The organism is Rhodoferax lithotrophicus (assembly GCF_019973615.1).
In the GTDB taxonomy this organism is placed as follows: Bacteria; Pseudomonadota; Gammaproteobacteria; order Burkholderiales; family Burkholderiaceae_C; genus Rhodoferax; species Rhodoferax lithotrophicus.
In genome coordinates, this window is record NZ_AP024238.1 from 1,196,029 (window position 1) to 1,218,206 (window position 22,178).

21 protein-coding genes are annotated in these 22,178 nt (G+C 56.9%); 16 read left to right on the forward strand and 5 right to left on the reverse strand.

The genetic code is table 11. From position 1 onward, the window contains the following. Nucleotides 1-32: 32 nt before the first annotated feature. The 5 genes from LDN84_RS23090 to LDN84_RS05580 all read left to right on the forward strand — a co-directional run bounded on the left by LDN84_RS23090 (nucleotide 33) and on the right by LDN84_RS05580 (nucleotide 6,854). Complete coding sequence (locus LDN84_RS23090) at nucleotides 33-374, forward strand: response regulator transcription factor (protein ID WP_223912780.1); 342 nt, start codon at nucleotides 33-35, stop codon at nucleotides 372-374. A gap of 152 nt (nucleotides 375-526) precedes the next feature. Continuing rightward, the gene (locus LDN84_RS05565; protein ID WP_223909589.1) at nucleotides 527-1,780 is read left to right on the forward strand and encodes an HlyD family secretion protein; all 1,254 of its coding nucleotides are present in this window, start codon (nucleotides 527-529) and stop codon (nucleotides 1,778-1,780) included. Nucleotides 1,781-2,334: 554 nt separating this feature from the next. Beyond that, nucleotides 2,335-2,985: a hypothetical protein gene (locus LDN84_RS05570; protein ID WP_223909592.1), complete on the forward strand. Its 651-nt coding sequence runs from the start codon at nucleotides 2,335-2,337 to the stop codon at nucleotides 2,983-2,985. Between the two features lie 69 nt (nucleotides 2,986-3,054). Continuing rightward, nucleotides 3,055-5,160 carry a peptidase domain-containing ABC transporter gene (locus LDN84_RS05575; RefSeq protein ID WP_223909595.1) on the forward strand — a complete coding sequence of 702 codons (2,106 nt, stop codon included), beginning with the start codon at nucleotides 3,055-3,057 and terminating at the stop codon, nucleotides 5,158-5,160. Between the two features lie 107 nt (nucleotides 5,161-5,267). After that, the gene (locus tag LDN84_RS05580; protein WP_223909598.1) at nucleotides 5,268-6,854 is read left to right on the forward strand and encodes a glycosyltransferase family 39 protein; all 1,587 of its coding nucleotides are present in this window, start codon (nucleotides 5,268-5,270) and stop codon (nucleotides 6,852-6,854) included. On the opposite strand, the gene LDN84_RS05585 is transcribed toward LDN84_RS05580, so the two are convergent. The 3 genes from LDN84_RS05585 to LDN84_RS05595 form a co-directional block, all read right to left on the reverse strand. After that, nucleotides 6,789-7,157 carry a GtrA family protein gene (locus LDN84_RS05585; RefSeq protein WP_223909601.1) on the reverse strand — a complete coding sequence of 123 codons (369 nt, stop codon included), beginning with the start codon at nucleotides 7,155-7,157 and terminating at the stop codon, nucleotides 6,789-6,791. The two genes, LDN84_RS05580 and LDN84_RS05585, sit on opposite strands and share 66 nt — an antisense overlap. Continuing rightward, entirely contained in the window at nucleotides 7,154-8,140 is a 987-nt protein-coding gene (locus LDN84_RS05590; protein WP_223909604.1) for a glycosyltransferase family 2 protein, read from the reverse strand. Before LDN84_RS05590 ends, LDN84_RS05585 begins: the two co-directional genes overlap by 4 nt. Before the next feature lie 75 nt (nucleotides 8,141-8,215). Continuing rightward, nucleotides 8,216-8,551: a PsiF family protein gene (locus LDN84_RS05595; protein WP_223909608.1), complete on the reverse strand. Its 336-nt coding sequence runs from the start codon at nucleotides 8,549-8,551 to the stop codon at nucleotides 8,216-8,218. A gap of 144 nt (nucleotides 8,552-8,695) precedes the next feature. Here LDN84_RS05595 and argS point away from each other — a divergent pair, with 144 nt between their 5' ends. From argS to LDN84_RS05640, 9 genes are all read left to right on the forward strand, one after another. After that, the gene (gene argS / locus LDN84_RS05600; protein ID WP_223909610.1) at nucleotides 8,696-10,393 is read left to right on the forward strand and encodes an arginine--tRNA ligase; all 1,698 of its coding nucleotides are present in this window, start codon (nucleotides 8,696-8,698) and stop codon (nucleotides 10,391-10,393) included. Between the two features lie 26 nt (nucleotides 10,394-10,419). Continuing rightward, nucleotides 10,420-11,145 carry an SPOR domain-containing protein gene (locus tag LDN84_RS05605; protein ID WP_223909613.1) on the forward strand — a complete coding sequence of 242 codons (726 nt, stop codon included), beginning with the start codon at nucleotides 10,420-10,422 and terminating at the stop codon, nucleotides 11,143-11,145. A gap of 59 nt (nucleotides 11,146-11,204) precedes the next feature. Continuing rightward, the gene (locus LDN84_RS05610; protein WP_223909616.1) at nucleotides 11,205-11,858 is read left to right on the forward strand and encodes a thiol:disulfide interchange protein DsbA/DsbL; all 654 of its coding nucleotides are present in this window, start codon (nucleotides 11,205-11,207) and stop codon (nucleotides 11,856-11,858) included. A 77-nt stretch (nucleotides 11,859-11,935) separates the two neighbouring features. Continuing rightward, nucleotides 11,936-12,562, forward strand: a complete 627-nt coding sequence (lptA, locus tag LDN84_RS05615) for a lipopolysaccharide transport periplasmic protein LptA (protein WP_223909619.1) — start codon at nucleotides 11,936-11,938, stop codon at nucleotides 12,560-12,562. Continuing rightward, nucleotides 12,562-13,374, forward strand: a complete 813-nt coding sequence (gene lptB, locus LDN84_RS05620) for an LPS export ABC transporter ATP-binding protein (protein WP_223909621.1) — start codon at nucleotides 12,562-12,564, stop codon at nucleotides 13,372-13,374. Before lptA ends, lptB begins: the two co-directional genes overlap by 1 nt. A gap of 159 nt (nucleotides 13,375-13,533) precedes the next feature. Next, on the forward strand, nucleotides 13,534-15,123 hold the full coding sequence (gene rpoN, locus LDN84_RS05625; protein ID WP_223909624.1) for an RNA polymerase factor sigma-54: 1,590 nt from the start codon (nucleotides 13,534-13,536) through the stop codon (nucleotides 15,121-15,123). Between the two features lie 67 nt (nucleotides 15,124-15,190). After that, the gene (locus tag LDN84_RS05630) at nucleotides 15,191-16,480 is read left to right on the forward strand and encodes a THUMP domain-containing class I SAM-dependent RNA methyltransferase (RefSeq protein ID WP_223909627.1); all 1,290 of its coding nucleotides are present in this window, start codon (nucleotides 15,191-15,193) and stop codon (nucleotides 16,478-16,480) included. 10 nt (nucleotides 16,481-16,490) lie between these two features. Further along, complete coding sequence (locus tag LDN84_RS05635; protein ID WP_223909630.1) at nucleotides 16,491-16,925, forward strand: putative toxin-antitoxin system toxin component, PIN family; 435 nt, start codon at nucleotides 16,491-16,493, stop codon at nucleotides 16,923-16,925. Between the two features lie 95 nt (nucleotides 16,926-17,020). Further along, nucleotides 17,021-18,358: a glutamine synthetase family protein gene (locus LDN84_RS05640; RefSeq protein WP_223912783.1), complete on the forward strand. Its 1,338-nt coding sequence runs from the start codon at nucleotides 17,021-17,023 to the stop codon at nucleotides 18,356-18,358. A 102-nt stretch (nucleotides 18,359-18,460) separates the two neighbouring features. Here the strand turns inward: LDN84_RS05640 and LDN84_RS05645 are convergent, their stop codons facing one another. Both LDN84_RS05645 and LDN84_RS05650 read right to left on the reverse strand, forming a co-directional pair. After that, complete coding sequence (locus LDN84_RS05645; protein ID WP_223909633.1) at nucleotides 18,461-19,333, reverse strand: hypothetical protein; 873 nt, start codon at nucleotides 19,331-19,333, stop codon at nucleotides 18,461-18,463. Between the two features lie 151 nt (nucleotides 19,334-19,484). Then, nucleotides 19,485-20,297, reverse strand: coding sequence for a YecA/YgfB family protein (locus LDN84_RS05650; RefSeq protein WP_223909636.1), 813 nt, complete (start codon nucleotides 20,295-20,297; stop codon nucleotides 19,485-19,487). An 88-nt stretch (nucleotides 20,298-20,385) separates the two neighbouring features. Here LDN84_RS05650 and LDN84_RS05655 point away from each other — a divergent pair, with 88 nt between their 5' ends. Then, the gene (locus LDN84_RS05655; RefSeq protein ID WP_223909639.1) at nucleotides 20,386-21,426 is read left to right on the forward strand and encodes a spore germination YkwD domain-containing protein; all 1,041 of its coding nucleotides are present in this window, start codon (nucleotides 20,386-20,388) and stop codon (nucleotides 21,424-21,426) included. Between the two features lie 31 nt (nucleotides 21,427-21,457). After that, nucleotides 21,458-22,126, forward strand: a complete 669-nt coding sequence (locus LDN84_RS05660; protein ID WP_223909642.1) for a carbonic anhydrase — start codon at nucleotides 21,458-21,460, stop codon at nucleotides 22,124-22,126. The last annotated feature ends 52 nt before the right edge of the window (nucleotides 22,127-22,178 follow it).

The window sequence follows — 22,178 nt, forward strand, 5'->3', positions numbered from 1 at the left end:
TGTGGATATTTGTTAAGTTTGTAGTAAGTTCAATGAAGTTATCGTGTTTGTCATGCGTGTGTATTTCAAAAAAATTTCAGAGGGAGGGAAAATTGATTCAATGCACGCAGCGCGAATCCGAGGTATTGGTTTTGCTGGCACATGGATTGAGCAATAAAACCATAGCAGCACGTTTGGGCATCAGCCATAACACCGTGTGTGACCATGTGTGCAGCCTGATTCAGCGCCACGGGTTGTCCAACCGCTTGGAGCTTGCCGTCCGTGCGAGCACCCGTCCGTGGCAAATTGGAAGTGATTCCGTGCCATATCAGCTGACCAAAGTTTACTCAATGACCACGGCCTCGAAGAAAAGCGAGTGGATGCTTTTCCGTTGAAAAGATGTCCAGCCCCTACATCTGTAGGGCTACATCTGTAGGATTGCCACGCCATGCGTCCAAGGTGAAACTTGGCAGCATGACCTTGTTCAGACCCGAAGTCCACCAAGCCCAAGCCGCCTAATGGCTGGGCAGCCCCCTTATCGTTTGCCGTGCTCACCACCGCAGCGCTGGGCCTGGCGCTGGCACTGGTAGCTTTTGCCGCCTGGGGTGAAGTCAACCGCAAAGCCCGCCTGAGCGGCCTGCTGGTGCCCAGCCTGGGCAGCCTGAGCCTCACCGCCACACAATCCGGCGTGCTGCGCCAACTGCCCATTACCGAGGGCCAAGTAGTCAAGGCAGGCGATGTGCTGCTGGTGCTGCACACTGAGCGCCAGAGCCTGCTCAACGGCAGCATGGGCGACACCACTGAGCGTGCGGCCCAGCACATCCTGGCCCGCCAGCAAAGCCTGAGCACCGAGCGCACCCTGCGCCAGTTGCAAACCCGTCAACGCGAAGACGTGTTGACCGACCGCATCCGCACCCTGCAAGCCGAACTGCGCCAGGCTGAAGAAGAGCGCAGCCTGCAACAGCGCCGCGTGCAACTGGCCCGCACCACCCTGACCCGCAACGAACAACTGGCCGCAGCAGGCTTTGTGGCAGCCGCCCAGGTGCAAACCAAACAAGAGGAACTGATCGATGCCGACGGCAGACTGCAAAGCCTGGAGCGTGCCCGCTTGGGGCTGCAGCAAGACCTGCAAGCCCTGCAAGGCGAACGCAGTGCGCTGAGCGCCCAACTCCAGACCGACCTGGCCCAGATCGAACGCAGCCGCTCCAGCCTGGACCAGGAAATGAGCGAAAACGCGGCCCGCCAAAGCACCGTGGTCACCGCCCCCTTTGACGGCACGGTGACCGCGCTGAACCTCAAACTGGGCCAGTCCGTGCAAAGCGGCCAAACCCTGGCCACGCTGGTGCCTGTGAGCAGCGGCGCACCGGGGCAGCAGCCAGCCCCGTTGCAAGCACAGCTTTTTGCCCCCAGCCGCACCGCCGGTTTTGTGCGCCCCGGCCAAACCGTCTATTTGCGTTACGACGCGTACCCGTATCAAAAATTTGGTCTGCACACCGGCCACATCACCACCGTGTCGGCCACGCCCTTTGCGCCCAGTGAGTTGCCGGCCAATCTGGCCCAGCAGCTGGTTGCCCAGGCGGGCAGCAATGAGGCGCTGTACCGCATCAACGTGCAATTGGATGAGCAAAGCATTCAGGCTTATGGCGAGTCCATGCCCCTGAAGGCTGGGCTGACGCTGGAGGCCGATGTATTGCAGGAGCGCAGAAAAGTATGGGAGTGGGTGCTGGAGCCGGTGTTGGCGGCACGTGCCCAGCTCAAAGTTCTGGGTGCTAAGCCCAAGGTAGTCTCCACAGGGAGTTGACTTGGAAATGTGCCGGAGGCTGAAAGTCCGACAGCGTTTTCGGATGATTTAATGGAGTGAATGATGAGAGAACTGAATATTTGTGAAGTGGGTGCTGTGGCGGGTGGGGATAGTTATATTGGTTGTTTTGGCGGAACAACCAGCGGCACTGTGAGCGCAGGTATTGGAAGTACAGTTGGCAAAGGGGTTTGGGGTTTTGCGGCTAATGTTGCAGCAGGAGTTGTTGGGAACGGGGTCTACTCTTGGTTTACCTCTCCTTCTTCGCCAACGCCAACGCCATCTACCGGCGGTGCTACGGGGAGTTGGTCATATGGAAACGGTAACGGCGCAACCGGCGGCGGTTACAGCGGAGCGGGTATAGGCGGCAACGTGTCAAGCGGTAGTACTGGTTCGAGCCATTTTGGATAAGGCGCGAGTTGAAATTCGAAGTGCAACTTTATAAATAGCGGATTGGGTGGGCAGATGTGAGAGCATTCCTGCCCATTCGACCACCAAGTCAAAGTTGCGAAGAGTGACTTACACGCAACTGACGGAACCAGTCTCCGCAACTGGAGATGAAGTTTTTAGCCAATGAGCTTCTGTTTCCTGTGAACTTGAAGATGATGCCATCAAGTGAAGGCAATGCATTTGGTGCGCAGGAAACTTGCGATCAACGGCTTAAATTCCCAAAGAGAAAGGCAGCTAATTTGTGTAAGAAAACTATTTCAAATATATTTAACCCGCCAAATCTAGACAGGAAATCACTTATACGATTTTGTTTTCAGGCCTTTTTGGTGACCACCATAGGAGCAATTATTGTCGTTGCTTTTACTCACGGGTTGATGCTGGCGATTGGGATAAAAGATACACGCCTACCGACTGACACATATAAAGGTTTTAATGTTAAAGATTTTCTTGGAGTGGTGATTTTTGCCCCCGTCGTAGAGACATTAATATTGGGTTTATTTATTAAAATAGCCTCATTTTTTTCAAATGAAAAAATCATTGTTTGCTGTGTTATAGCCGTGGTGGCCGCAATTTTCCATGGAATGAATGGAATCTATACTTTTTTTGGGCCAATGATTTTATTTTTTTCATTCTCATATTCTTTTATTTTGTGGCGAACGCATTCCTATAAATATGCCTACATTTCGGCTTGTGTACCCCACATACTTAATAATTTATCATCTTTTTTGCTAGTGGGTCTTCTTTGGAGAATTCAATAATTATATTTTTTGCTTGTATTTTTATCGAACTAATCGTGGCTCGGCATCGAGTTTGAGTAATTCCCGCCCATGTACCCCATCCTCCAATCCGAATCCAGCGAATGTGCCCTCGCCAGTCTGGCCATGGTCGCCAACGCCCACGGCTTGCAGCTTGACCTGTTCGACCTGCGCCGCCGCTTCCCAGTTTCGCTCAAAGGGGCCACGCTGCAACAGTTGATCTCCCACGCCGGGGCCTTGAACTTCAGCAGCCGGCCGCTGCGTCTGGAAATTGACGAGCTGGCCCAACTGGCGCTGCCCTGCATCCTGCACTGGGATTTGAACCACTTTGTGGTGCTCAAAAAAGTCGGGCGCGGCCACGTCACCCTGCTTGACCCGGCGGTGGGTGAACGCCGCCTGCCCTTGGCCGAAGTCTCGCGGCATTTCACCGGTGTGGCGCTGGAGCTGACCCCCAACGCCGCCTTTCAGCCCGCCGACCAGCGCCAGCGTGTGGCCTTGTCGGCACTCACCGGCAAGGTGCGCGGGCTCAAGCGCTCTTTGCTGCAGATATTTGCCGTGGCCGTGGTGCTTGAGCTGTTTGCCATTGCCGCGCCCCTGCTGAACCAACTGGTGGTGGACGATGCCATTGCCACGCATGACGTTGATTTGCTCTCGGTGCTGATCATCGGCTTTGCCCTGCTGCTGGTGATTCAGACCGCGGTGGGCCTGGCCCGCAGTTGGATGGTGCTGGTGCTGGGCCAGTCGCTGAGCCTGCAATGGGCCAGCAATGTGTTTGCCCATCTGGTCAAGCTGCCGGTGGAATACTTTGAGAAGCGCCACCTGGGCGACGTGGTGAGCTGCTTTGGCTCGGTGGGCAGCATTCAAAAGACATTGACCACCAGTGTGATTGAAGCCGTGCTGGACGGCATCATGGGCGTGGCTGCGCTGGGCATGATGCTGCTGTATTCGCTGAAGTTGAGTGCGGTGGTGGTCGGCTCGGTGCTGATTTACGGCGTGCTGCGCTGGGTGGCCTACCGCCCGTTTCGTGATGCAGCCGCCGAGCGCCTGGTGGTGGCCGCGCGTGAGAACACCCACTTTCTGGAAACCCTGCGCGCCATCACGCCGCTCAAGCTGTTTGGCCGGGAGCAAGAGCGCCGCGCCCGCTGGCAAAACTTGCTGGTGGAGGTGCAAAACCGCGATGTGCGCACCGCCAAGATGAACATCGGGTTCTCCACCGCCCACACCTTTGTCTCTGGTGCAGAAAACCTGCTGGTGTTCTGGCTGGGGGCGGGTTTGGTGATGCAGTCTGGCACAGCAGTGGCGGGTGCCACGACGGGCGCGGCACAGGTGTTCACCATCGGCATGCTGTTTGCCTTCATCAGCTACAAGGGCCAGTTCAGCAGCCGGGTGTCGGCGCTGATCAACTACGCGGTCGAAATCAAAATGCTCAGCCTGCATGCCGAGCGCTTGGGCGATATTGTGCTGAGCACCCCCGAGGCCAACGAGTTGCCCAGCAACGACCTGGCCCACCTGGAACCCAGTGTGGAGCTGAAAGGCGTGAGCTTTCGTTATGGCGAGGGTGAACCCTGGATTCTGAAAGAGGCCAACTTGCGCCTGGAGGCCGGGCAAAGTGTGGCCATCATCGGCCCCAGTGGCTGCGGCAAAACCACGCTGCTCAAGCTGCTGCTGGGTTTGCTGACCCCGCAAGAGGGCGATGTGATGTATGGCGGCATTCCGGTCAAGCACCTGGGAGTGCAAAACTACCGCCAGCGCATCGGCACGGTGATGCAGGAAGACGTGTTGCTGGCGGGCAGCATTGGCGACAACATCAGCTTTTTTGACGTGCAGGCGAATGACGAACACACCCAAGCCTGCGCCCAGGTGGCTGCTGTGCATGAGGACATAGCCCGCATGCCCATGGGCTACCAGACCCTGGTGGGCGACATGGGGTCGTCCCTGTCAGGCGGGCAAAAGCAGCGGGTGCTGCTGGCTCGGGCCTTGTACAAGAATCCGAAAGTGCTGGCGCTGGACGAGGCCACCAGCCATCTGGACATTGCCAACGAACACCGGGTGACACAAGCGCTGGCGCAGTTGCCGCTGACGCGCATCATCGTGGCGCATCGGCCCGAGACGATTGCCGGGGTGCAGCGGGTGGTGAGCTTGCAGCAGGGGCTGGTGCATGAGGTTGTGCGGATGTGAAGGATGGTTTCATCACTCTGCACATGCTGACCACCTGGGAACTAGGTTACCCAGCCCGTCGTTGGCCTGAACCTGTTTGAACGTAGGCTCGCCGCTAAAATCCGCGGGTGAATAAAACCCTTTCTGAACAACAAAAATCCTGGCTGATCCTGGCTGTTTTGTGGCTGGCACTGCTGATTCTGGCCTCCTTGCGACCCTTTGCGGTACCTGATGAGGGGCGTTATGGCGAAATCGGCCGCTGGATGCTGGTCAGTGGTGACTGGCTCACGCCACGCCTGAACGGTATTCCGTTCTTTCACAAGCCCCCTTATTTGTACTGGCTGGAAGCCATCAGTGTGGCCATTTTTGGGGTAAGTGAACTGGCCTTGCGCTTGGTGCCCGCCTTACATGCCGGGTTGATGCTCAGCGCGCTTTACCTTGCCGCCCGGCGTATCAGCACGGAGCGGATTGCCCGACGTGCGGTCATCATGCTGGGCAGCAGCTTGGGTTTTTTGGTGGGTGGCCAGTACATCAACCATGACATGCTGGTGGCCAGCTGGATAGGTGTGGCGATCTGGTGTTTTGCCTTTGCCTTCATGGCGGGTGATAAGCCCAACCCCGGGCTGGCACGTTTGGGGTTTGTGGCGTGTGCTTTGGGCATGCTCAGCAAGGGCTTGATTGGTTTGGCTTTGCCTGGACTGGTGATTCTGGTGTGGCTGATCTGGACGCGCCAGCTCAAAAAAATACTGCATTTCCCCTGGCTGAGCGGCTTGGCGCTGTTTTTGGCGATTGCGCTGCCCTGGTTTGTTTTGGCGCAGCGCACCTATCCTGAGTTTTTTAATTACATGTTTATTGGCCAGCAGCTCAACCGCTATACCGCAGCCGTGTACAACAACCCGCAGCCGGTCTGGTTTTATGTGCTGGCCTTGGCTTTGTTGTTATTTCCCTGGATGTTTTTCGCCTTCAACCAGATGCGTCGGGTTACGGCGACCACCTTGGCCTCAGAGGTCAGCATGACCGACACCTGGTGGAAGCTGTGCTGGTCCTGGTTGCTGGTGATTCTGGTGTTTTTCTCGATTCCAAATTCCAAACTGGTGGGTTATATCCTGCCGGTGGTGCCACCTTTGGCCTTGCTGGCTTCCATGGGCTGGCAGCGGGCCATGGCGCACCGGGCAGCGTCTGGCAAGATTTTTGCGGGCATTTGTCTGGTCAATGGTGTGATTGCTTTGGGCATTGTGCTGAAGGTGGGTGATGTCACCCGCGCCAGCCGCACGCAAGACCTGGCGCAAGTCCTGGCCTGCGCCGCTCAGCCCAGCGATACCGTGTATGTGTCGGATGCGTTTCCTTACGATTTGCCGCTTTACGCTCAAACCATCCAACCCATGGTGGTGCTTAACGATTGGCCCATGTTGCGCCAGCAAGCGGGTGATGGCTGGCAGCGCGAGCTGTTTGAGGGGGCTGATTTTGATGCTCACGCCGCCCAGGTGTTACAACCGCTGAGCGTATTGGCACAAGTTGCACACACACCTGGCCACTGGTTCGCCGGGCGCAGCGGCAGCACTTTGGTTTCCAATCAGCCTGGTTGGACGCTGTATTTCAAGGGTGCGGGCTGGGATTTGTACCGCTCGGGTGGCGGCACCGCAGAGGTTTCAGCGGCGAAAAGCCCAGAACCGGCTCAGCACAAAGGTTTGCCCGGCTGCAAACAGCAGCGCTAAAAAAAGCGCCAGCAGACTGGGTAAACCCAAGACCCGCAGTAGCAGCATAAACACCAGCTCGTTGCTGGCAAACCCTGCCAATGCGGTGGCGGCAAAACGCAGCAAGCTGGTGGACACACTGGTGCCAGCATCTTTGAAACTGAGCAACCGGTGGCCAGCGAAGCTGACCACAAACGCTACGCAAAAGCCCAGAGCATTGGCCAATTCAGGCCACATATGGCTTTGACTCAGTGCAAAGACACCCATGTGGGTTGCGGCAGCCGATCCGCCGACGGCCAAAAACCAGAAAGTTGATGCGTTCACGCTTGCGGTGTTGCTGGTGGCTGCTGTAATGGCAGACCCTGCCCAAGTCGCTGGCTGACCAGATAGTTGGGCCGTTGTTTCACCTCTTCGTAAATCCGGCCGACATACTCGGCCAGGATGCCAATGGAGAGCAGCTGAATACCGCTGAAAAACATCATGCCAACCACAATGGTGGCATAGCCCGGCACGGCGATGCCCGTGATGAAATATTCACCCACCACCCACACACCGTATCCCAGTGCAAGTATAGACAGCATGAATCCCGTCACGGTTAATGCTCGCAACGGCGCAATTGAAAATGCCAAAATTCCGGTAAAGGCCAGTGACAGTGAGCCAATCAAGCCAAAGTTGCTTTTGCCATCGGCGCGTGGCAGAGGCTCATAATCAATGGCTGTGCTGTTGAAGCCGACCCAGGCATACAGGCCTTTCATAAAACGGTTGCGTTCAGGCAGACGTTTCAGGGCTTCAACCACCTTGCGATCCATTAGCCGGAAATCCCCGGCATTGGCTGGAATTTTGACCCGGTTGCCCATGTTGACCAGTTTGTAAAACCAGCCGGTCAGTTTGATTTGTAAGCCCGACTGATCATGACGGGTTTTGCGCACGGCGTACACCACATCCGCACCTTCACGCCATTTGGCCAGCATGTCTGTGACCAAGGACACCGGGTGTTGCCCGTCGCCGTCCATCAACACCACCACATCACCCTTGGCGGCCTCAATACCAGCGGTGAGTGCGGGTTCTTTGCCAAAGTTGCGCGACAGTTTCAGGTAGACCAATTCAGGGTAGGTGTTGCAAAGTGCGTGCATCACTTGCGTGGTGTCATCACGGCTGCCATCGTCCACAATGATCAGCTCCACTTGGCTGCTTAATTGCTTCAGGGTGGCCAGAGATTCACGCAACAGCGTGCCCAGGATACGGGCTTCGTTGTAGGCGGGAATAACGCAGGAAATGGACGGGGACAGGGATGGGCGGGTCAGCATGGGCAGCATCATGCCAAAAGAAAACCCCGCACAGACCAAACTGGCGGGGTTTTTTAAGCTTTATGGGTGAAATGCCTAGCCTTTGTTGCTCAGGCAGTCTTTCATGAAGGCTTTGCGCTCATCACCTTTGAGTTTTTTGTCACCAGCGTCTTTGTTACAGGTTTTCATTTTTTCTTGCTGCGTGGTTTTTTTGCTGGCAACGGGGGCTGCAGGCTTGGCACTCAGGCATTCCTTCATGAAGGCCTTGCGCTCGTCGCCCTTTTTGTCAGCGGCTTCCTTGTTGCAGGTGGCCATTTTCCCTTGTTGGGCTGTTTTGGTTGCGGATGCGGCTGGGGCTGGGGCATCCGCAGCAAAGGCTGAACCGAAGGTCATGGAGAGGCTTAAGCCCAGAAGAGTCAACAGTTGCTTCATATGGTTTCCTTAAAAATCAGAGTAAGAGTCAAACAAAACCCCAAGCGGGATTCCATCACACAACGTGGCCTGAAGCAAACCCGTTGACCGGGTTTGTGCCGACGGGTCAACTTTGTCACACAAGCCGCCCCGTAAAATCAACGTATGCTGACTGTCAAAACCGAACTCCTTGAAGCCCTGCGCACTGCGCTGGAAGATTTACTGCCTGGCGCGGGTGCCAAAGCCGCGTTTGAGTCACCCAAAGTGGCGGCCCACGGTGACCTGGCCACCACGGCGGCCATGCAACTGGCCAAACCGCTCAAACTCAATCCTCGCCAATTGGCTGAAAACCTGTGCACCAGCCTGCGCAACACGCCTGCCTTTCAAACCTGGGTCGATGCGCTGGACATTGCCGGGCCGGGTTTTATCAACATCAAACTCAAACCGGCAGCCAAACAACAAGTGGTGCGTTCGGTGCTGGCGCAAACCACGCGTTACGGCACCCAGGCTGACAACGGCCAACGCATGCTGGTTGAGTTTGTGTCGGCCAATCCCACCGGTCCTTTGCACGTCGGGCATGGTCGTCAGGCTGCCCTGGGTGATGCGGTGTGTAACCTCTTTACTACCCAGGGTTACCAGGTGCACCGTGAGTTTTATTACAACGATGCCGGTGTGCAGATTGACACGCTTACCAAGAGCACGCAGCTGCGTGCCAAAGGCTTCAAGCCCGGCGACGTCTGCTGGCCTACCGACCCGGACAACCCACTGAGCAAAGCGTTTTACAACGGCGACTATATCCAGGACATTGCCAACGACTTCCTGGCCCAAAAGGCCGTCAAGGCCGATGACCGCGAGTTCACCGCTAACGGGAATGTGGACGACTACGACAACATCCGCCAGTTTGCCGTGGCCTATCTGCGCAACGAGCAGGACAAGGATTTGCAGGCCTTTAACCTCAAGTTTGACGAGTATTACCTGGAGTCCAGCCTGTACACCAGTGGCCGTGTGGAAGCTGCGGTGGGCAAGCTCATTGCCAATGGCAAGACTTACGAGCAGGATGGTGCGCTGTGGCTCAAGTCCACCGACTATGGCGACGACAAAGATCGCGTGATGCGTAAAAAAGATGGCACGTACACCTACTTTGTGCCGGATGTGGCCTACCACATTGCCAAATGGGAGCGCGGCTACACCAAGGTCATCAACATCCAGGGCACCGACCACCACGGCACCATTGCCCGTGTGCGTGCCGGCCTGCAGGCGGCCGATGTGGGTATTCCACAGGGCTACCCCGACTATGTGCTGCACACCATGGTGCGCGTGGTCAAGGGCGGCGAAGAGGTCAAGATCAGCAAACGTGCCGGCAGCTATGTGACGCTGCGCGATTTGATCGAGTGGACCAGCAAGGACGCGGTGCGTTTCTTTTTGCTCAGCCGCAAACCGGATACCGAGTACACCTTCGATGTGGATCTGGCCGTGGCCAAAAACAACGACAACCCGGTGTATTACGTGCAATACGCCCATGCGCGGATTTGTTCGGTGCTGGCAAGCTGGGGGGGGGATAAAGCAACTTTGGCGCAAGTCGATTTGAGTGCACTGGACAGCCCGCAAGCCCACGCCTTGATGCTGTTGCTGGCCAAATACCCCGACATGTTGGGTGCTGCAGCTGAAGGCTTTGCACCCCATGATGTGACTTTTTACCTGCGCGAACTGGCGGCCTGTTACCACAGCTACTACGATGCCGAGCGTATTCTGGTGGACGATGAGGCTGTCAAGCTGGCCCGGTTGGCCCTGGTGGCTGCCACCGCACAGGTGTTGCACAATGGTCTGGCAGTGTTGGGCGTGAGTGCTCCGCAAAAAATGTAATCGGGCAAATGATCATGGGAGATGTGATGAAAGTTCTGGATAAAAAGCAGCAACGCGGTGGTACCTTTCTGGGCTTTGTGCTGGGGTTGGTGGTCGGCTTGGGCGCCGCGTTGGCGGTTGCCGTGTATGTCACCAAAGTACCGGTGTCGTTCATGAACAAGATTGGCGGCCAAACGGCAGAGAAAGATGTTTCCGAAGCGCAGAAGAACAAAGACTGGAACCCCAATGCGCCTTTGTATGGGAAAAATCAGGTGAAGCCCCCCAGTTCAGTCGAAACGGTTTTGCCCGCACCGGTTTCTGCGCCAACCCCCCAGCCTGTACCTGCCACGGTTTCAGCCTCTGCGCCAGTGGCTGCTAAAGTGGTTGCTCCCACCAAGCTGGCTGGCAAACCGGAAGTGAAGCCTGAGGCCACACCGGTTACCAAGCCTGAACTCAAGCCAGCGGTCACTGCTGACCCGCTTGGTGATCTGGTCAAAGCCAGCACAGCAGCCAAGGATGCCGCTGCGACAGCCGAACCCTTCAGCTATTTTGTTCAGGTGGGTGCATACCGGACCCCTGAAGATGCAGAAGGCCAACGTGCCAAGTTGTCACTTGCAGGAGTGGAGACCAAGTTGTCTGAGCGCGAACAAGCCGGGCGAGTGGTTTACCGTGTGCGCACCGGCCCCTACGAAACGCGCGAAGCGGCTGATAAAGCCAAACTCAAGCTCGACACCATGGGTATTGAAACTGCACTGGTGCGTGTGCAGCGTTGAACTTTTTGAGCCTGTTGAGTTCTGATAGGCTGCTCATCAATTTATCGGAGATTCAAGTTATGCAACGCCGTCATTTTTTTACCGGGTTGAGTTCAGTCGCTGCATTTTCTGCCGTGGTGTCACCCTCTGCCGTGCTGGCGCAAGCTGGTGTGCCCCAGGCTGGCACGGACTTCATCAAACTCGACACGCCCGCTCCGGTGGAGACACCGGCTGGCAAGGTGGAAGTGGTGGAATTTTTCTCCTACATGTGTCCACACTGCAATGCCTTTGAGCCTGCATTCAGCGCGTGGCTCAAGAAAACACCCAAAGATGTCGTTGTGTACCGTGTGCCTGTGCCCTTTCTGGCCAGTTTTGAGGTGTTGCAGCGCATGTATTACGCGATGGAGGCCATGAATCTGGTCGAAAAACTGCATGCCAAAGTGTTTGCGGCTGTTCATAACGAACATCGCAACCTGAACAGTCTGACGGCTGTTGTGGACTGGTTGGCGGCACAAGGGGTGGATCGCGCCCAGTTCATGACACAGTACAACTCCTTCAGCGTGGCCACCAAAGCCAACCGCGCCAAACAGCTGACCAACGCATACCGGGTGGACGGCGTGCCCGCTCTTGGTGTGGCTGGACGCTATTACACCGATGGTTCCATGGCCAAGAGCATGGAACGCGCCTTGTTGGTGACTGATTTCTTGGTGGCGCAAGCGCGTAACGGTCGCTGATTTCACTTTGTATCCATGGGCGTAGCGAGTCTTGTCTCGCTACAATGGGACACATTTTTAGCAAGATTCGTGCCCCTATGAAATCTCCATTGTTGAACTGCCTTTTGTCCACCGCTTTGGTGGTGGCTGCGCCATGGGTTTGGGCTGAAAAAGCCGATCGTGATAAACCCATGAATGTCGAGGCTGACGCATTGCGTTATGACGATCTCAAACAAGTAAGTGTGTTCACCGGAAACGTGGTATTGACCAAGGGCACTATCTTGATTCGTGGCGGCCGGCTTGAGGTGCGCCAAGACCCACAGGGTTATCAATTTGGACTGGTGACTGCTGAGCCCGGCAAGCGGGCCTTTTTCAGACAAAAACGGGAGGGCCTGGACGAATACATCGAAGGCGAGGGTGAACGTATTGATTACGATGGCCGTGCAGACACCGTCAAATTCACCACCCAGGCCCAATTGCGGCGCTACCAGGGGGTAACGCTGAACGATGAATTCAACGCCGGGGTGATTGTGTACAACAACCTGACCGATGTGTTCACACTGGATGGCTCTCCTGCTGCGGGTGCCAGCGGCAGTGTGGGGCAACCCGGCGCACCCGCTGGCCGTGTGCGTGCCATGCTGACCCCCAAAAAAGAAGTTCCTTCAGCACCCACATCGGTCACTCCGTTGCGAGCAACCCCCGAACTTGGCGGAGCCAAACACTGATGGGTGCACTCCCCCCAAAGACAGTGCCGGTGCCAGAAGTCGCTGCGGTGAACTCACAGGACGACGGCGCTAGCAGCCGACTGGAAGCTCATCATCTGCAAAAGTTTTATGGCAGCCGCAAGGTGGTGAAAGACGTGTCGCTCACGGTGCGCAAGGGTGAGGTGGTTGGTTTGCTCGGGCCCAATGGCGCAGGCAAGACCACCTCGTTCTACATGATTGTGGGCCTGGTGCGGGCCAGCGCAGGGGACATCACCATTGATGGGCAATCCATCGAACACATGCCGATCCACCGTCGTTCCCGGCTGGGTTTGAGCTATTTACCGCAAGAAGCCTCTATTTTCCGCAAACTCAATGTGGAAGAAAACGTGCGTGCCGTGTTGGAGTTGCAGCATGATGCGCAAGGCCATCCGCTCAAAGCGGCTGAAATTGAGCAGCGCCTGACGGCCTTGCTGCAGGATTTACGGGTGGAGCATTTGCGTGAATCCAGTGCACTGTCGCTCTCAGGCGGGGAGCGTCGCCGGGTGGAGATTGCCCGTGCCCTGGCCACCCAGCCGCGCTTCATTTTGCTGGACGAACCCTTTGCGGGTATTGATCCGATTGCCGTGATTGAAATCCAGCGCATCATCAATTTTTTGAAAACCCGAGGTATTGGTGTGCTCATCACGGATCACAATGTGCGCGAAACGCTGGGTATTTGCGATCATGCCTACATCATCAGCGACGGCTCCGTGCTGGCGCAAGGTACACCAGCCGACATCATAGAGAATGCCGATGTCCGCCGGGTGTATCTGGGTGAACACTTCAGAATGTGATGACATGGTACCCACGCTAGTCACTTTGAGTACCACGCTGGCTGCGACGCAGCCTGAAGCCACATCTCTTCGGTCAGTCCAGGCCTGTGCTGGAGGGCATGGAGCCGCAGCCCTGAGCGTTTTGGGCGCTACTGCAGCTGGGGGCGACCTGGTGGTGTTATGAAGCAAGGTCTTTCCCTTCGTATTTCCCAACATCTGGCACTCACGCCACAACTTCAGCAGTCGATCCGGCTGCTGCAGCTCTCTACCTTGGAGCTCGGCAGTGAGGTGGATCAGATGCTGGATGAAAACCCGTTTCTGGAACGTACGGCTGAAGAGGCTGAACGTGAATCCTTTGGCCTGGCGCAGGCAGATGTGCCTGTTAGTTCCACCGATCTGGAGTTTGAAAATGCTACTACTTCAGGAGCTACTGACGCTTATTCATCAAGCACTACAGCCTCAAAAGATGTTGAAGAAAGCAGCTTTTCAGCAGAGGATGGCCCTAGCTGGGATGGCGACGGCAGCGTCAGCCTGAGCCCGGACGACGGTGAATGGGGTGGTGAAGCGCGTGCCAAAGGCAACAACCTCAGTGGTGACGACGAGATGGATGCGACCGAGCTGGCGCGTAACCAGGAGTCGCTGCAAAGCTTTTTGCATCGTCAGGCATTGGCACTGCGGCTCAGCCCCGAAGACCAGGCGGCCCTGCGGTTTTTGATCGAATCCCTCAATGATGACGGTTATCTGGAAGATGATCTGACTGAATTGGCACGTGGTTTGGCGGGAGATGATGCCGAGCAAATTGAAGAACTGGTGCATCATTTCACTGTAGCCCTGCGTTTGCTGCACACCCTGGAGCCCACCGGCGTCGGTGCGCGTGGTTTGGCTGAATGCCTGAGCCTGCAGCTTGCGGCCCTGCAAAAAGACACGGATCTGGACATTGATCTGGATGTGGTGGATGTGGCCCTGCGCATCTGCGCCCAACCGATGGATTTGCTGGCCCGGCGTGACATCAAGCACCTGATGCCGCTGTGTGAGGCCAGTGAAGCCATGGTGCGTAGCGCGATTGGTCTGATTGGTCGTCTGGAACCCAAGCCGGGGCGCCGTTTTGTGGATGTGGAGCGCAACATCGTCGTGCCCGATGTGTTGGTGGTGCCCGTCGGCCAAGGTGGCCAGATGAAGTTCCAGGTGCGTCTGAATCCTGAAGTGATGCCACGCCTGCGTGTCCATGACATCTATGCCAACGCGCTCAAAGGGCACAAAGCCGGGGGTAATGATGCGGCCAACTTTGCCGCCTTGCAGCAGCGTTTGACTGAGGCACGCTGGTTCATCAAAAACATCCAGCAGCGTTTTGACACTATCCTGCGCGTCAGCAGCGCCATTGTGGAGCGGCAAAAAAGCTTTTTTGTGCACGGCGAGCTGGCCATGCGCCCGCTGGTGCTGCGCGAAATTGCCGATGAACTCGGTTTGCACGAGTCCACCATCAGCCGCGTCACCACCGCCAAATACATGGCCACACCGTTTGGCACGTTTGAGCTGAAGTATTTCTTTGGTTCCGGCCTGGGCACCGAGTCGGGTGGCAATGCTTCCAGCACGGCGGTGCGTGCCCTGATCAAGCAGTTTGTGGCCGCCGAAAGTCCCAAAAAACCCTTGAGCGACAACCAGATCGCCGACATGCTCAAAGAGCAAGGCATCGAATGCGCCCGCCGCACCGTGGCCAAATACCGCGAAGGTCTGCGTATTGCACCAGCTTCGCTCAGAAAAGAACTGTGAAACCGTGCGGTGAACGCTGTTGCCTTGCGATCAATGTGTTTCGCTTCAACAGCAGATCAGGAAAATCATGAACCAACTCCAACTCTTCCTCCCCTGCGCCGCCGGCGTAGAAGACTACCTGGCCCCTGAGGTGCTGCGTATCACCGGCCTGCCGCCGGGCTGCATCACCAAGCAACGCGGTGGCGTGGCGGTGCGCACCTCGTTCACCCAGGCCATGCTGCTCAACCTCTACAGCCGCCTGGCCCAGCGCGTGCTGGTGCTGCTGAGCTACACCGAATACCGCCACGAACAAGACCTGTACCGCGCCGCCTCCGAGGTGGCGTGGGAGCGCTGGTTCACCCCGCGCGAATCGATCAAGGTCGAGATCACCGCCCAGCACAGCCCGCTGACCTCGCTGAACTTTGCCGCGCTCAAGATCAAGGACGCCGTGTGTGACCGCTTTCGCACCGTCGCCAATGGCGTGCGCCCCGATGTCAACACCCAGTGGCCTGATGTGCGCCTCTATGCCCACCTGACCACCGACAGTTGCTCGCTCTACATCGACACCTCGGGTGAACCGCTGTTCAAACGCGGCTGGCGCGAAGACAAGGGGGATGCCCCGCTGAAAGAAACCCTGGCCGCTGCCATGATCGCGGCCAGCGGCTGGTTTGAGGGCGACGACGACCTGAAACCGCTGTACGACCCCTGCTGCGGCAGCGGCACCATCGCCATTGAAGCCGCGCAAATGGCCTGCAACATTGCTGCGGGCAGCCGGCGCCGCTTTGCCTTCGAAAAATACCTGTCGTTTCGGCGTAGCGATTGGGATGCTATAAAAAAAGAAGCTTCTGACGCAGAAGTGGTCAGGGATCCAGGCCAAAAACCCATTATTTTCGGCAGTGATGTGTCACACCGCATGGTGGACTTTGCCCAGCGCAACGCCGAGCGTGCCGGTGTGGCCGATGTGATCGACTTCCGGGGTGGTGATGCCTTGCAGCGCATGCCTCCGGTGGAAGGTGGTGGTGTCATGCTGCTCAACCCGCCCTATGGCGAGCGCATCGACGTGGGTGGCGTGGCCAAAGGCGGGCCGCGTGATGCGTCGGGTTATGAGGACGATGCCAACCAGCCGCGTTTTGGCGCACGCGAGTTGCCGCAGACCGAGGGCTCAGGCGAATTCTTCAACCAGTTGGCCAGCCACTGGAAGAAAAACTATTCTGGCTGGACCGCCTGGGTGCTTACCCCTGATCTGAAGCTGCCCGGCAAAATGCGCCTGAAAGAAACCCGCCGCGTGCCAATGTGGAATGGCCCGATTGAATGCCGCCTGTTCCGCTTTGACATGGTGGCGGGCAAGATGGCGGGTAAACCCGCTGCGACGAACTGAGCCGCTGCCGATGCCTCTCACCTCTGCAGCCGACCGCCAGCACACGGTGGTACTGGACACCAATATCGTCCTGGATGCCTTTGTCTTTGACGACCCGGCGGCGCGCCCCCTGAAAACCGCGCTGGCCTCACACCAGCTGCAATGGATCGCCACCAAAGCCATGCGCGACGAGCTGGCGCGGGTGCTGGCCTACCCCAAGGTCACACCCCGCATGGCTTTCTACCAGGTGAGTGCCGAACACGTACTGGCCCAGTTCGACGGCCAGGCCATGCTGGTCGACACCGCGCCCAAAGCCGCCGTCACTTGCAAAGACCCAGACGACCAGAAGTTCATCGACCTGGCCGTGGCCCACAAAGCCTTGTTGCTGAGCAAGGACAAGGCCGTACTTTGTATGAAAAAAAGGCTTATAGCACTTGATGTGAAAGCGCAAGTAGCTATTGAATAAATAGCAATTGGTCTTGACCTGCGGGTGTCAAGTGGCACTGTGTGCTGGGGGAGCGGGCTTCTATCATGAAGTTCACTCCACTTCCGGCCTTGCCCATGAACGACACCATCACCGACTTTCTTGCCACACACCGCATCCACGAGGTGGAATGTGTCATCCCCGACATGACCGGCATCGCCCGCGGCAAGATCCTGCCCAAAGACTTGTTCTTGAGTGCGGGCGAGATGCGTCTACCCAAAAGTGTGTTGCTCAACACCGTCAACGGCCAGCAGCCCGACAACGGCCCGTATGTGGGCGAGACCGACCCCGACATGGTGTGCCTGCCCGACATCAGCACCGCCCGCGTGGTGCCCTGGGCGGCCGAGCCGGTGGCGGTGGTGATCCACGATTGCCATGAAGACGACGGCTCGCTGGTGCAACTGGCCCCGCGCAGCGTGCTGCGCCATGTGGTCTCGCTCTATGAAAAACAAGGCTGGAAACCGGTGGTGGCCCCCGAGATGGAGTTCTACCTGGTGGCGCGCCAGCAAAACCCGCATGAACCCTTGCAGCCGCCGCTGGGGCGCACCGGCAAGTCCGAGGCCGGTCGGCAGTCGTATTCGATCGACGCGGTCAACGACTTTGACCCCTTCTTCATGGAGTTGTCGCAGTTTTGCAGCGTACACCGGTTGGGGGTCGAAACGTTGATCCACGAAGCCGGGGCCGGCCAGATGGAAATCAACTTCAGCCACGGTGACCCGATGGACCTGGCCGACCGGGTGTTCCTGTTCAAACGCACCGTGCGTGAAACCGCGCTGCGCCACGGCATTTTTGCCACCTTCATGGCCAAGCCGATGGAGATGGAACCCGGCAGCGCCATGCACATCCACCAAAGTGTGCTGGATGCCGACACTGGTCAAAACATCTTCTCCCATGCCGATGGATCAGCCAGTGAGCTGTTTAACCACTACATTGGTGGCCTGCAAAAGTACGTGCCGCAGGTGATGCCGATGCTGGCCCCGTATGTCAACTCCTACCGCCGCCTGTCACGCTTCATGTCCGCGCCGATCAACGTGCAGTGGGGGCTGGACAACCGTACCTGTGGCATCCGTATCCCCAAGTCCAACCCGCAAAACCGCCGGGTGGAAAACCGTGTACCCGGTGTGGATGTGAACCCCTACCTGGCCACCGCCGCCACTCTGGCCTGTGGTTACTTGGGGCTCATGGAAAAGATCAAACCCTCCGACCCGATGGACAGCAGCGCCTGGGACCTGGACTATGAGTTGCCGCGTCACCTGGAGGATGCCATCACCCGCATGCGCGGGTGTGAGGCGATGGCCGAGGTGCTGTGGCCGTCGTTTGTGAAAGCCTTTTGCGCGGTCAAAGAGCTGGAATACGCCACCTACAACCGGGTCATCAGCTCGTGGGAGCGCGAGCATTTGCTGCTGCTGGTGTGACGGCAAGCGCACGATTCGCGCCTGTCGATGCGCCTGAACGCCTCAGTTGCGCTATGAGTTCAATGGATGGAGGCCGGACGTTTTAATGTCCGGCCTGCCACTTCACTCGCTTTTGTTTTGTTGACTGGGTGTTGTTAGATTAACAACCTGAGTGTCGCCAGCGTTGCCCTGAGTTTGAGCTTTCTTTTCAGTCAGATAGTCGTGAATGGGCTTCAAATCAGCAAACGCTTTGGCATCTTTTTTAAATGCAGAATCCATTCGATCCTGTACATCTATGGCCCATTTTTTGAGTCGTGCCAGAAACTCGACTCGTTGGGGATCACGGCTGATGAAGTCTTTGTACCATCCATTGCTGCCCCAGGGGGTTGTTGCATCGCGATCTACCCCATACTGCTCTGGATTCACATCAACGACATACACAAGCCTTCTTCCATTCGCTTCATATCTGGTGAATGTTGTGCGAAGAACTGTTGGTGGAATTTCCACACCGGCATCTTTCATGCTGACCAATATTTGTTGGAACTCACCTGTTGGCGTTGAGAAGAAACTGACGAGGTGATTGATGGTCACACAATTCACATCCTTGAATTCCCCGCCAATCGATCTTTTCCACAAATAATTTTCACGCTTGCAGGGTGTGTCTGTCCAATCGCTCATGTTAGTTTGTTGCAGATTTGCCGTTATGTCCAAACCGACAAGATATTTTTTGTTTCTTTCTGAAAACATCGCTACCCGCCCAAGGGGAACAACGACTCCTGTCGAATAATTCACCTTCGAATACATCAGTTGCATCTCTTCGCCAATTTTGAGAATTGGATAGTCGCCCACCGTGTTTTTGGTGTCGATCTTTTGAAATTTCTCTGTGGCAGGCTCGTATTGTGAAAACAGGCTTTTTTTGACAAACAGGTCTTGTGAAGATGCTGATGCTGCCATCAGCAGGGCCATTGTTGTGATCGAAATCTTTTTAGCGCTCATTTTTTCCCTCAGGTTAAGTTGAACATGTTCGCATCAAAATTTTTGTGCCACAGCTTGCAGTTCGCTCATTTCACGTGACCCATTCTGTTGACTGGTACTTGCGCAAAACGCACATCCGAACATGGATGCACGCTTAATTTGTTATTGGTGACTACGCGCCGCAGCACTTCTTGTATTTTTTGCCACTGCCACAAGGGCAGGGGTCATTGCGGCCCGGTTTCTCGCCCACATGCACGGTTTCGACACGCGGGCCAATTTGCCGCCAGAGTTCGCGCAGGTCATACACCGCCCACATGGCATCGGCAAAATCGTCCAGCCGTTGCTCGCTCATGCTGGGCACGCTGTCGTCTTCAAAGGCCGGCACGGTGGCGGGTTCGGTGTCGTCTTCGGTCAGTGCCACGATACATTCCAAGGCGGCATCCAGCACTTTGGCCGCTTCCTTGTCACGGGGTGCGGCCCACTCATCCGGCCAGCTTTCCACCGCGTACATAAAACCAATGGCCCAGATTTGGCCAAAGGAGGGAATCGGCGCGTCGTCCATCTCGGCGCGTTGCTCATCTGACAGGGCCGCAATGGCGGAGCGTAAATCCATCACCTCGGGCTGGTAGGCGCGTTCATCGTCGAGTGACTCAATGCGGGCATCCAAAGCTGCTGCCACCTCGTTGAAGCGGCGCATCCACAGCGCAAAAAAGCGCTGGAACTGGGCATCATCGACAAACAAGGGGGTTTCGCTGTCATCTTCCAGATCCAGCAGCACATTGAAGTACTCGGTGGCGGGAATCACCCGGCGACAGCACACTACGGCCGCCATGAAGCCTTCACAAAACTCCCATTGCGGGGTTTCGTCAAAGCGGGTGCGCAGGTCGTCCAGGATGGTGTCGAGTTCGTCAAAGTCGGTGCTTTGCAGGATATCTGTGGCAGAAGGCGGGGTAAGCGCCTCGGGTGGGGTGGGTTCGATGGTCATGGTAATGTGGTTCCGAATGTGAATGGCTGCATTCTGCCTCGTTGCGAACGGTTATCCTCGGCAGGTTGATTTTCAGATGACAAACCATATGTACAAACTGAATTCTTTTGCCCTGGCCTTGCTGTTTTCACTGGGTCTGGTCGCCTGTGGTGGCGGGGGAGGGGGTGGCACCACGACCCCATCTGGTTCGGTGCTGCCTGAGGTCCCCGTCAGCATCCCGGCTTCCACCTACCTGGCGGGCTCGGCAGAACTGGGGGGCTGGAATGTGTTGCAGCGGGCCCGCGTGTTGTGCGGTTTTGGTGCCTTGACACAAAACACCCAGCTTGATGCTGCAGCGCTCAGCCATGCACGCTACCTCAACAGCATCTCGCTGGCCAGTGGCACCTCCATCCTGAGCCACTACGAAACCGTCACCACGGACCCCTATTACACCGGCTATTACCCATGGGATCGCACCACCTACTGGGGTTACGGCAATCAGGTCGCTGAAATCATTGAAGCCACGTCCTGGACTTACAGCAGCGGCTACACCTCACCACTGCAACAGCGTGGTGCAGACTCCATGCTCACTCTGCTCAATACCGTCTATCACCTGATTGGTGGTATGTATGACGGCGCGGACGTGGGGTTTGGGGCGGATTTGCAAACCGTGGCCCGTGGTGTTTACTGGCACGAAGAGTACCGTTTTGGCTCACTCAACGGCTATCAAAACAGTGCCCGTCGCATCAAACTGGGTGCCGGCAATCTGGCCACCTACCCCTGCCAGGGCAGCACCGGGATTCCAACAGTCTTTGTACCTGCCAACGAAAGCCCTAACCCGTTTCCCGCCATGACCAGCACCAGCCAGACCGTCGGGCCACCGATTTACCTCAAGGTGGATGCGGGACAGGTGCTGAACGTCACCTCCAGCAGCATCACTCAAGGTGGTGTGCGCGTGCCCACCACCGTGCTGACCAACGCCAACGACCCCAATCTGGACAGTTATGGGCAGCCGTATATCCGTACCAACGAAGCTTTTGTGGTGCCGACCAGCGCTTTGAACCCCAGCAGCACCTACCAGGTGAGCTTGTCGGGCACCATCAATGGCGCGCCGTTCACCCGCAGCTTCGCCATGAGCACCGGACAATAGGCGCTTTTGAACATCCAGTCTGACCCGTCCCATGAAACACCTGATTCTGCCCCTGCTGCTGGCCACTTCCACCTGCCAGGCATCCCTGTGCGAAAGCGGCCATCGCCAGTCACCGATCAACATCACGGCTGAATCGGTGGCGGCGAAAAAACTGCCCGCGATGACGGTGGACTACCGCAGCGCACCACTCAAACTGGCCAATGACGGCCACACCTTGCGCGTACGTTTTGACAAAAGCGGCCAGTTGGTGATCGGCAAGGAGCGCTATACGCTGCAGCAGTTTCACTTTCACACCCCAGGGGGTGATCAGATCAAGGGTGAAAAATTTCCATTTGCCGCGCACATCCTGCACAAAAGCGCATCAGGCCAGTTGTTGGCCATTGTGGTGCCGTTCCGCTTGGGCGCTGAAAACCCGCTGCTGACACGTTTGCTGCCACAGATTCCCGCCAAGGTGGATGGCGACCACAAGCATCCCGACCAACAGGTCAGCGCCCAAGACCTGTTACCGACCCACCTGGCCTACTACCGCTATAGCGGCTCACTGACGGCCGCACCCTGTACCGAGGGCGTGGAGTGGCTGGTGATGAAGCAGCCGCTGGAACTCTCTGCGGCGCAATTGACCCAATGGCAACAACATTTCAAAGACAACATGCGCGGGGTCAACCCCTTGTATGGGCGTGCCGTGTTTGAAAGCCAGTGACTGCGGGCCGGTAAAATCATCCGGTGCGGGTTTGGCCCGCTTTTCCAGTACC

Bases quoted from the DNA above. Each gene is read 5' to 3' on its own strand.
- lptB (WP_223909621.1), top strand. From the start codon at position 12,562: ATGGGTGCACTCCCCCCAAAGACAGTGCCGGTGCCAGAAGTCGCTGCG.
- LDN84_RS05635 (WP_223909630.1), top strand. From the start codon at position 16,491: ATGCCTCTCACCTCTGCAGCCGACCGCCAGCACACGGTGGTACTGGAC.
- rpoN (WP_223909624.1), top strand. From the start codon at position 13,534: ATGAAGCAAGGTCTTTCCCTTCGTATTTCCCAACATCTGGCACTCACG.
- LDN84_RS05605 (WP_223909613.1), top strand. From the start codon at position 10,420: ATGAAAGTTCTGGATAAAAAGCAGCAACGCGGTGGTACCTTTCTGGGC.
- LDN84_RS05570 (WP_223909592.1), top strand. From the start codon at position 2,335: ATGAAGTTTTTAGCCAATGAGCTTCTGTTTCCTGTGAACTTGAAGATG.
- LDN84_RS05660 (WP_223909642.1), top strand. From the start codon at position 21,458: ATGAAACACCTGATTCTGCCCCTGCTGCTGGCCACTTCCACCTGCCAG.
- LDN84_RS05630 (WP_223909627.1), top strand. From the start codon at position 15,191: ATGAACCAACTCCAACTCTTCCTCCCCTGCGCCGCCGGCGTAGAAGAC.
- LDN84_RS05645 (WP_223909633.1), bottom strand. From the start codon at position 19,333: ATGAGCGCTAAAAAGATTTCGATCACAACAATGGCCCTGCTGATGGCA.
- LDN84_RS23090 (WP_223912780.1), top strand. From the start codon at position 33: ATGAAGTTATCGTGTTTGTCATGCGTGTGTATTTCAAAAAAATTTCAG.
- LDN84_RS05610 (WP_223909616.1), top strand. From the start codon at position 11,205: ATGCAACGCCGTCATTTTTTTACCGGGTTGAGTTCAGTCGCTGCATTT.
- LDN84_RS05640 (WP_223912783.1), top strand. From the start codon at position 17,021: ATGAACGACACCATCACCGACTTTCTTGCCACACACCGCATCCACGAG.
- LDN84_RS05595 (WP_223909608.1), bottom strand. From the start codon at position 8,551: ATGAAGCAACTGTTGACTCTTCTGGGCTTAAGCCTCTCCATGACCTTC.
- LDN84_RS05655 (WP_223909639.1), top strand. From the start codon at position 20,386: ATGTACAAACTGAATTCTTTTGCCCTGGCCTTGCTGTTTTCACTGGGT.
- argS (WP_223909610.1), top strand. From the start codon at position 8,696: ATGCTGACTGTCAAAACCGAACTCCTTGAAGCCCTGCGCACTGCGCTG.
- LDN84_RS05650 (WP_223909636.1), bottom strand. From the start codon at position 20,297: ATGACCATCGAACCCACCCCACCCGAGGCGCTTACCCCGCCTTCTGCC.
- lptA (WP_223909619.1), top strand. From the start codon at position 11,936: ATGAAATCTCCATTGTTGAACTGCCTTTTGTCCACCGCTTTGGTGGTG.
- LDN84_RS05575 (WP_223909595.1), top strand. From the start codon at position 3,055: ATGTACCCCATCCTCCAATCCGAATCCAGCGAATGTGCCCTCGCCAGT.
- LDN84_RS05590 (WP_223909604.1), bottom strand. From the start codon at position 8,140: ATGCTGACCCGCCCATCCCTGTCCCCGTCCATTTCCTGCGTTATTCCC.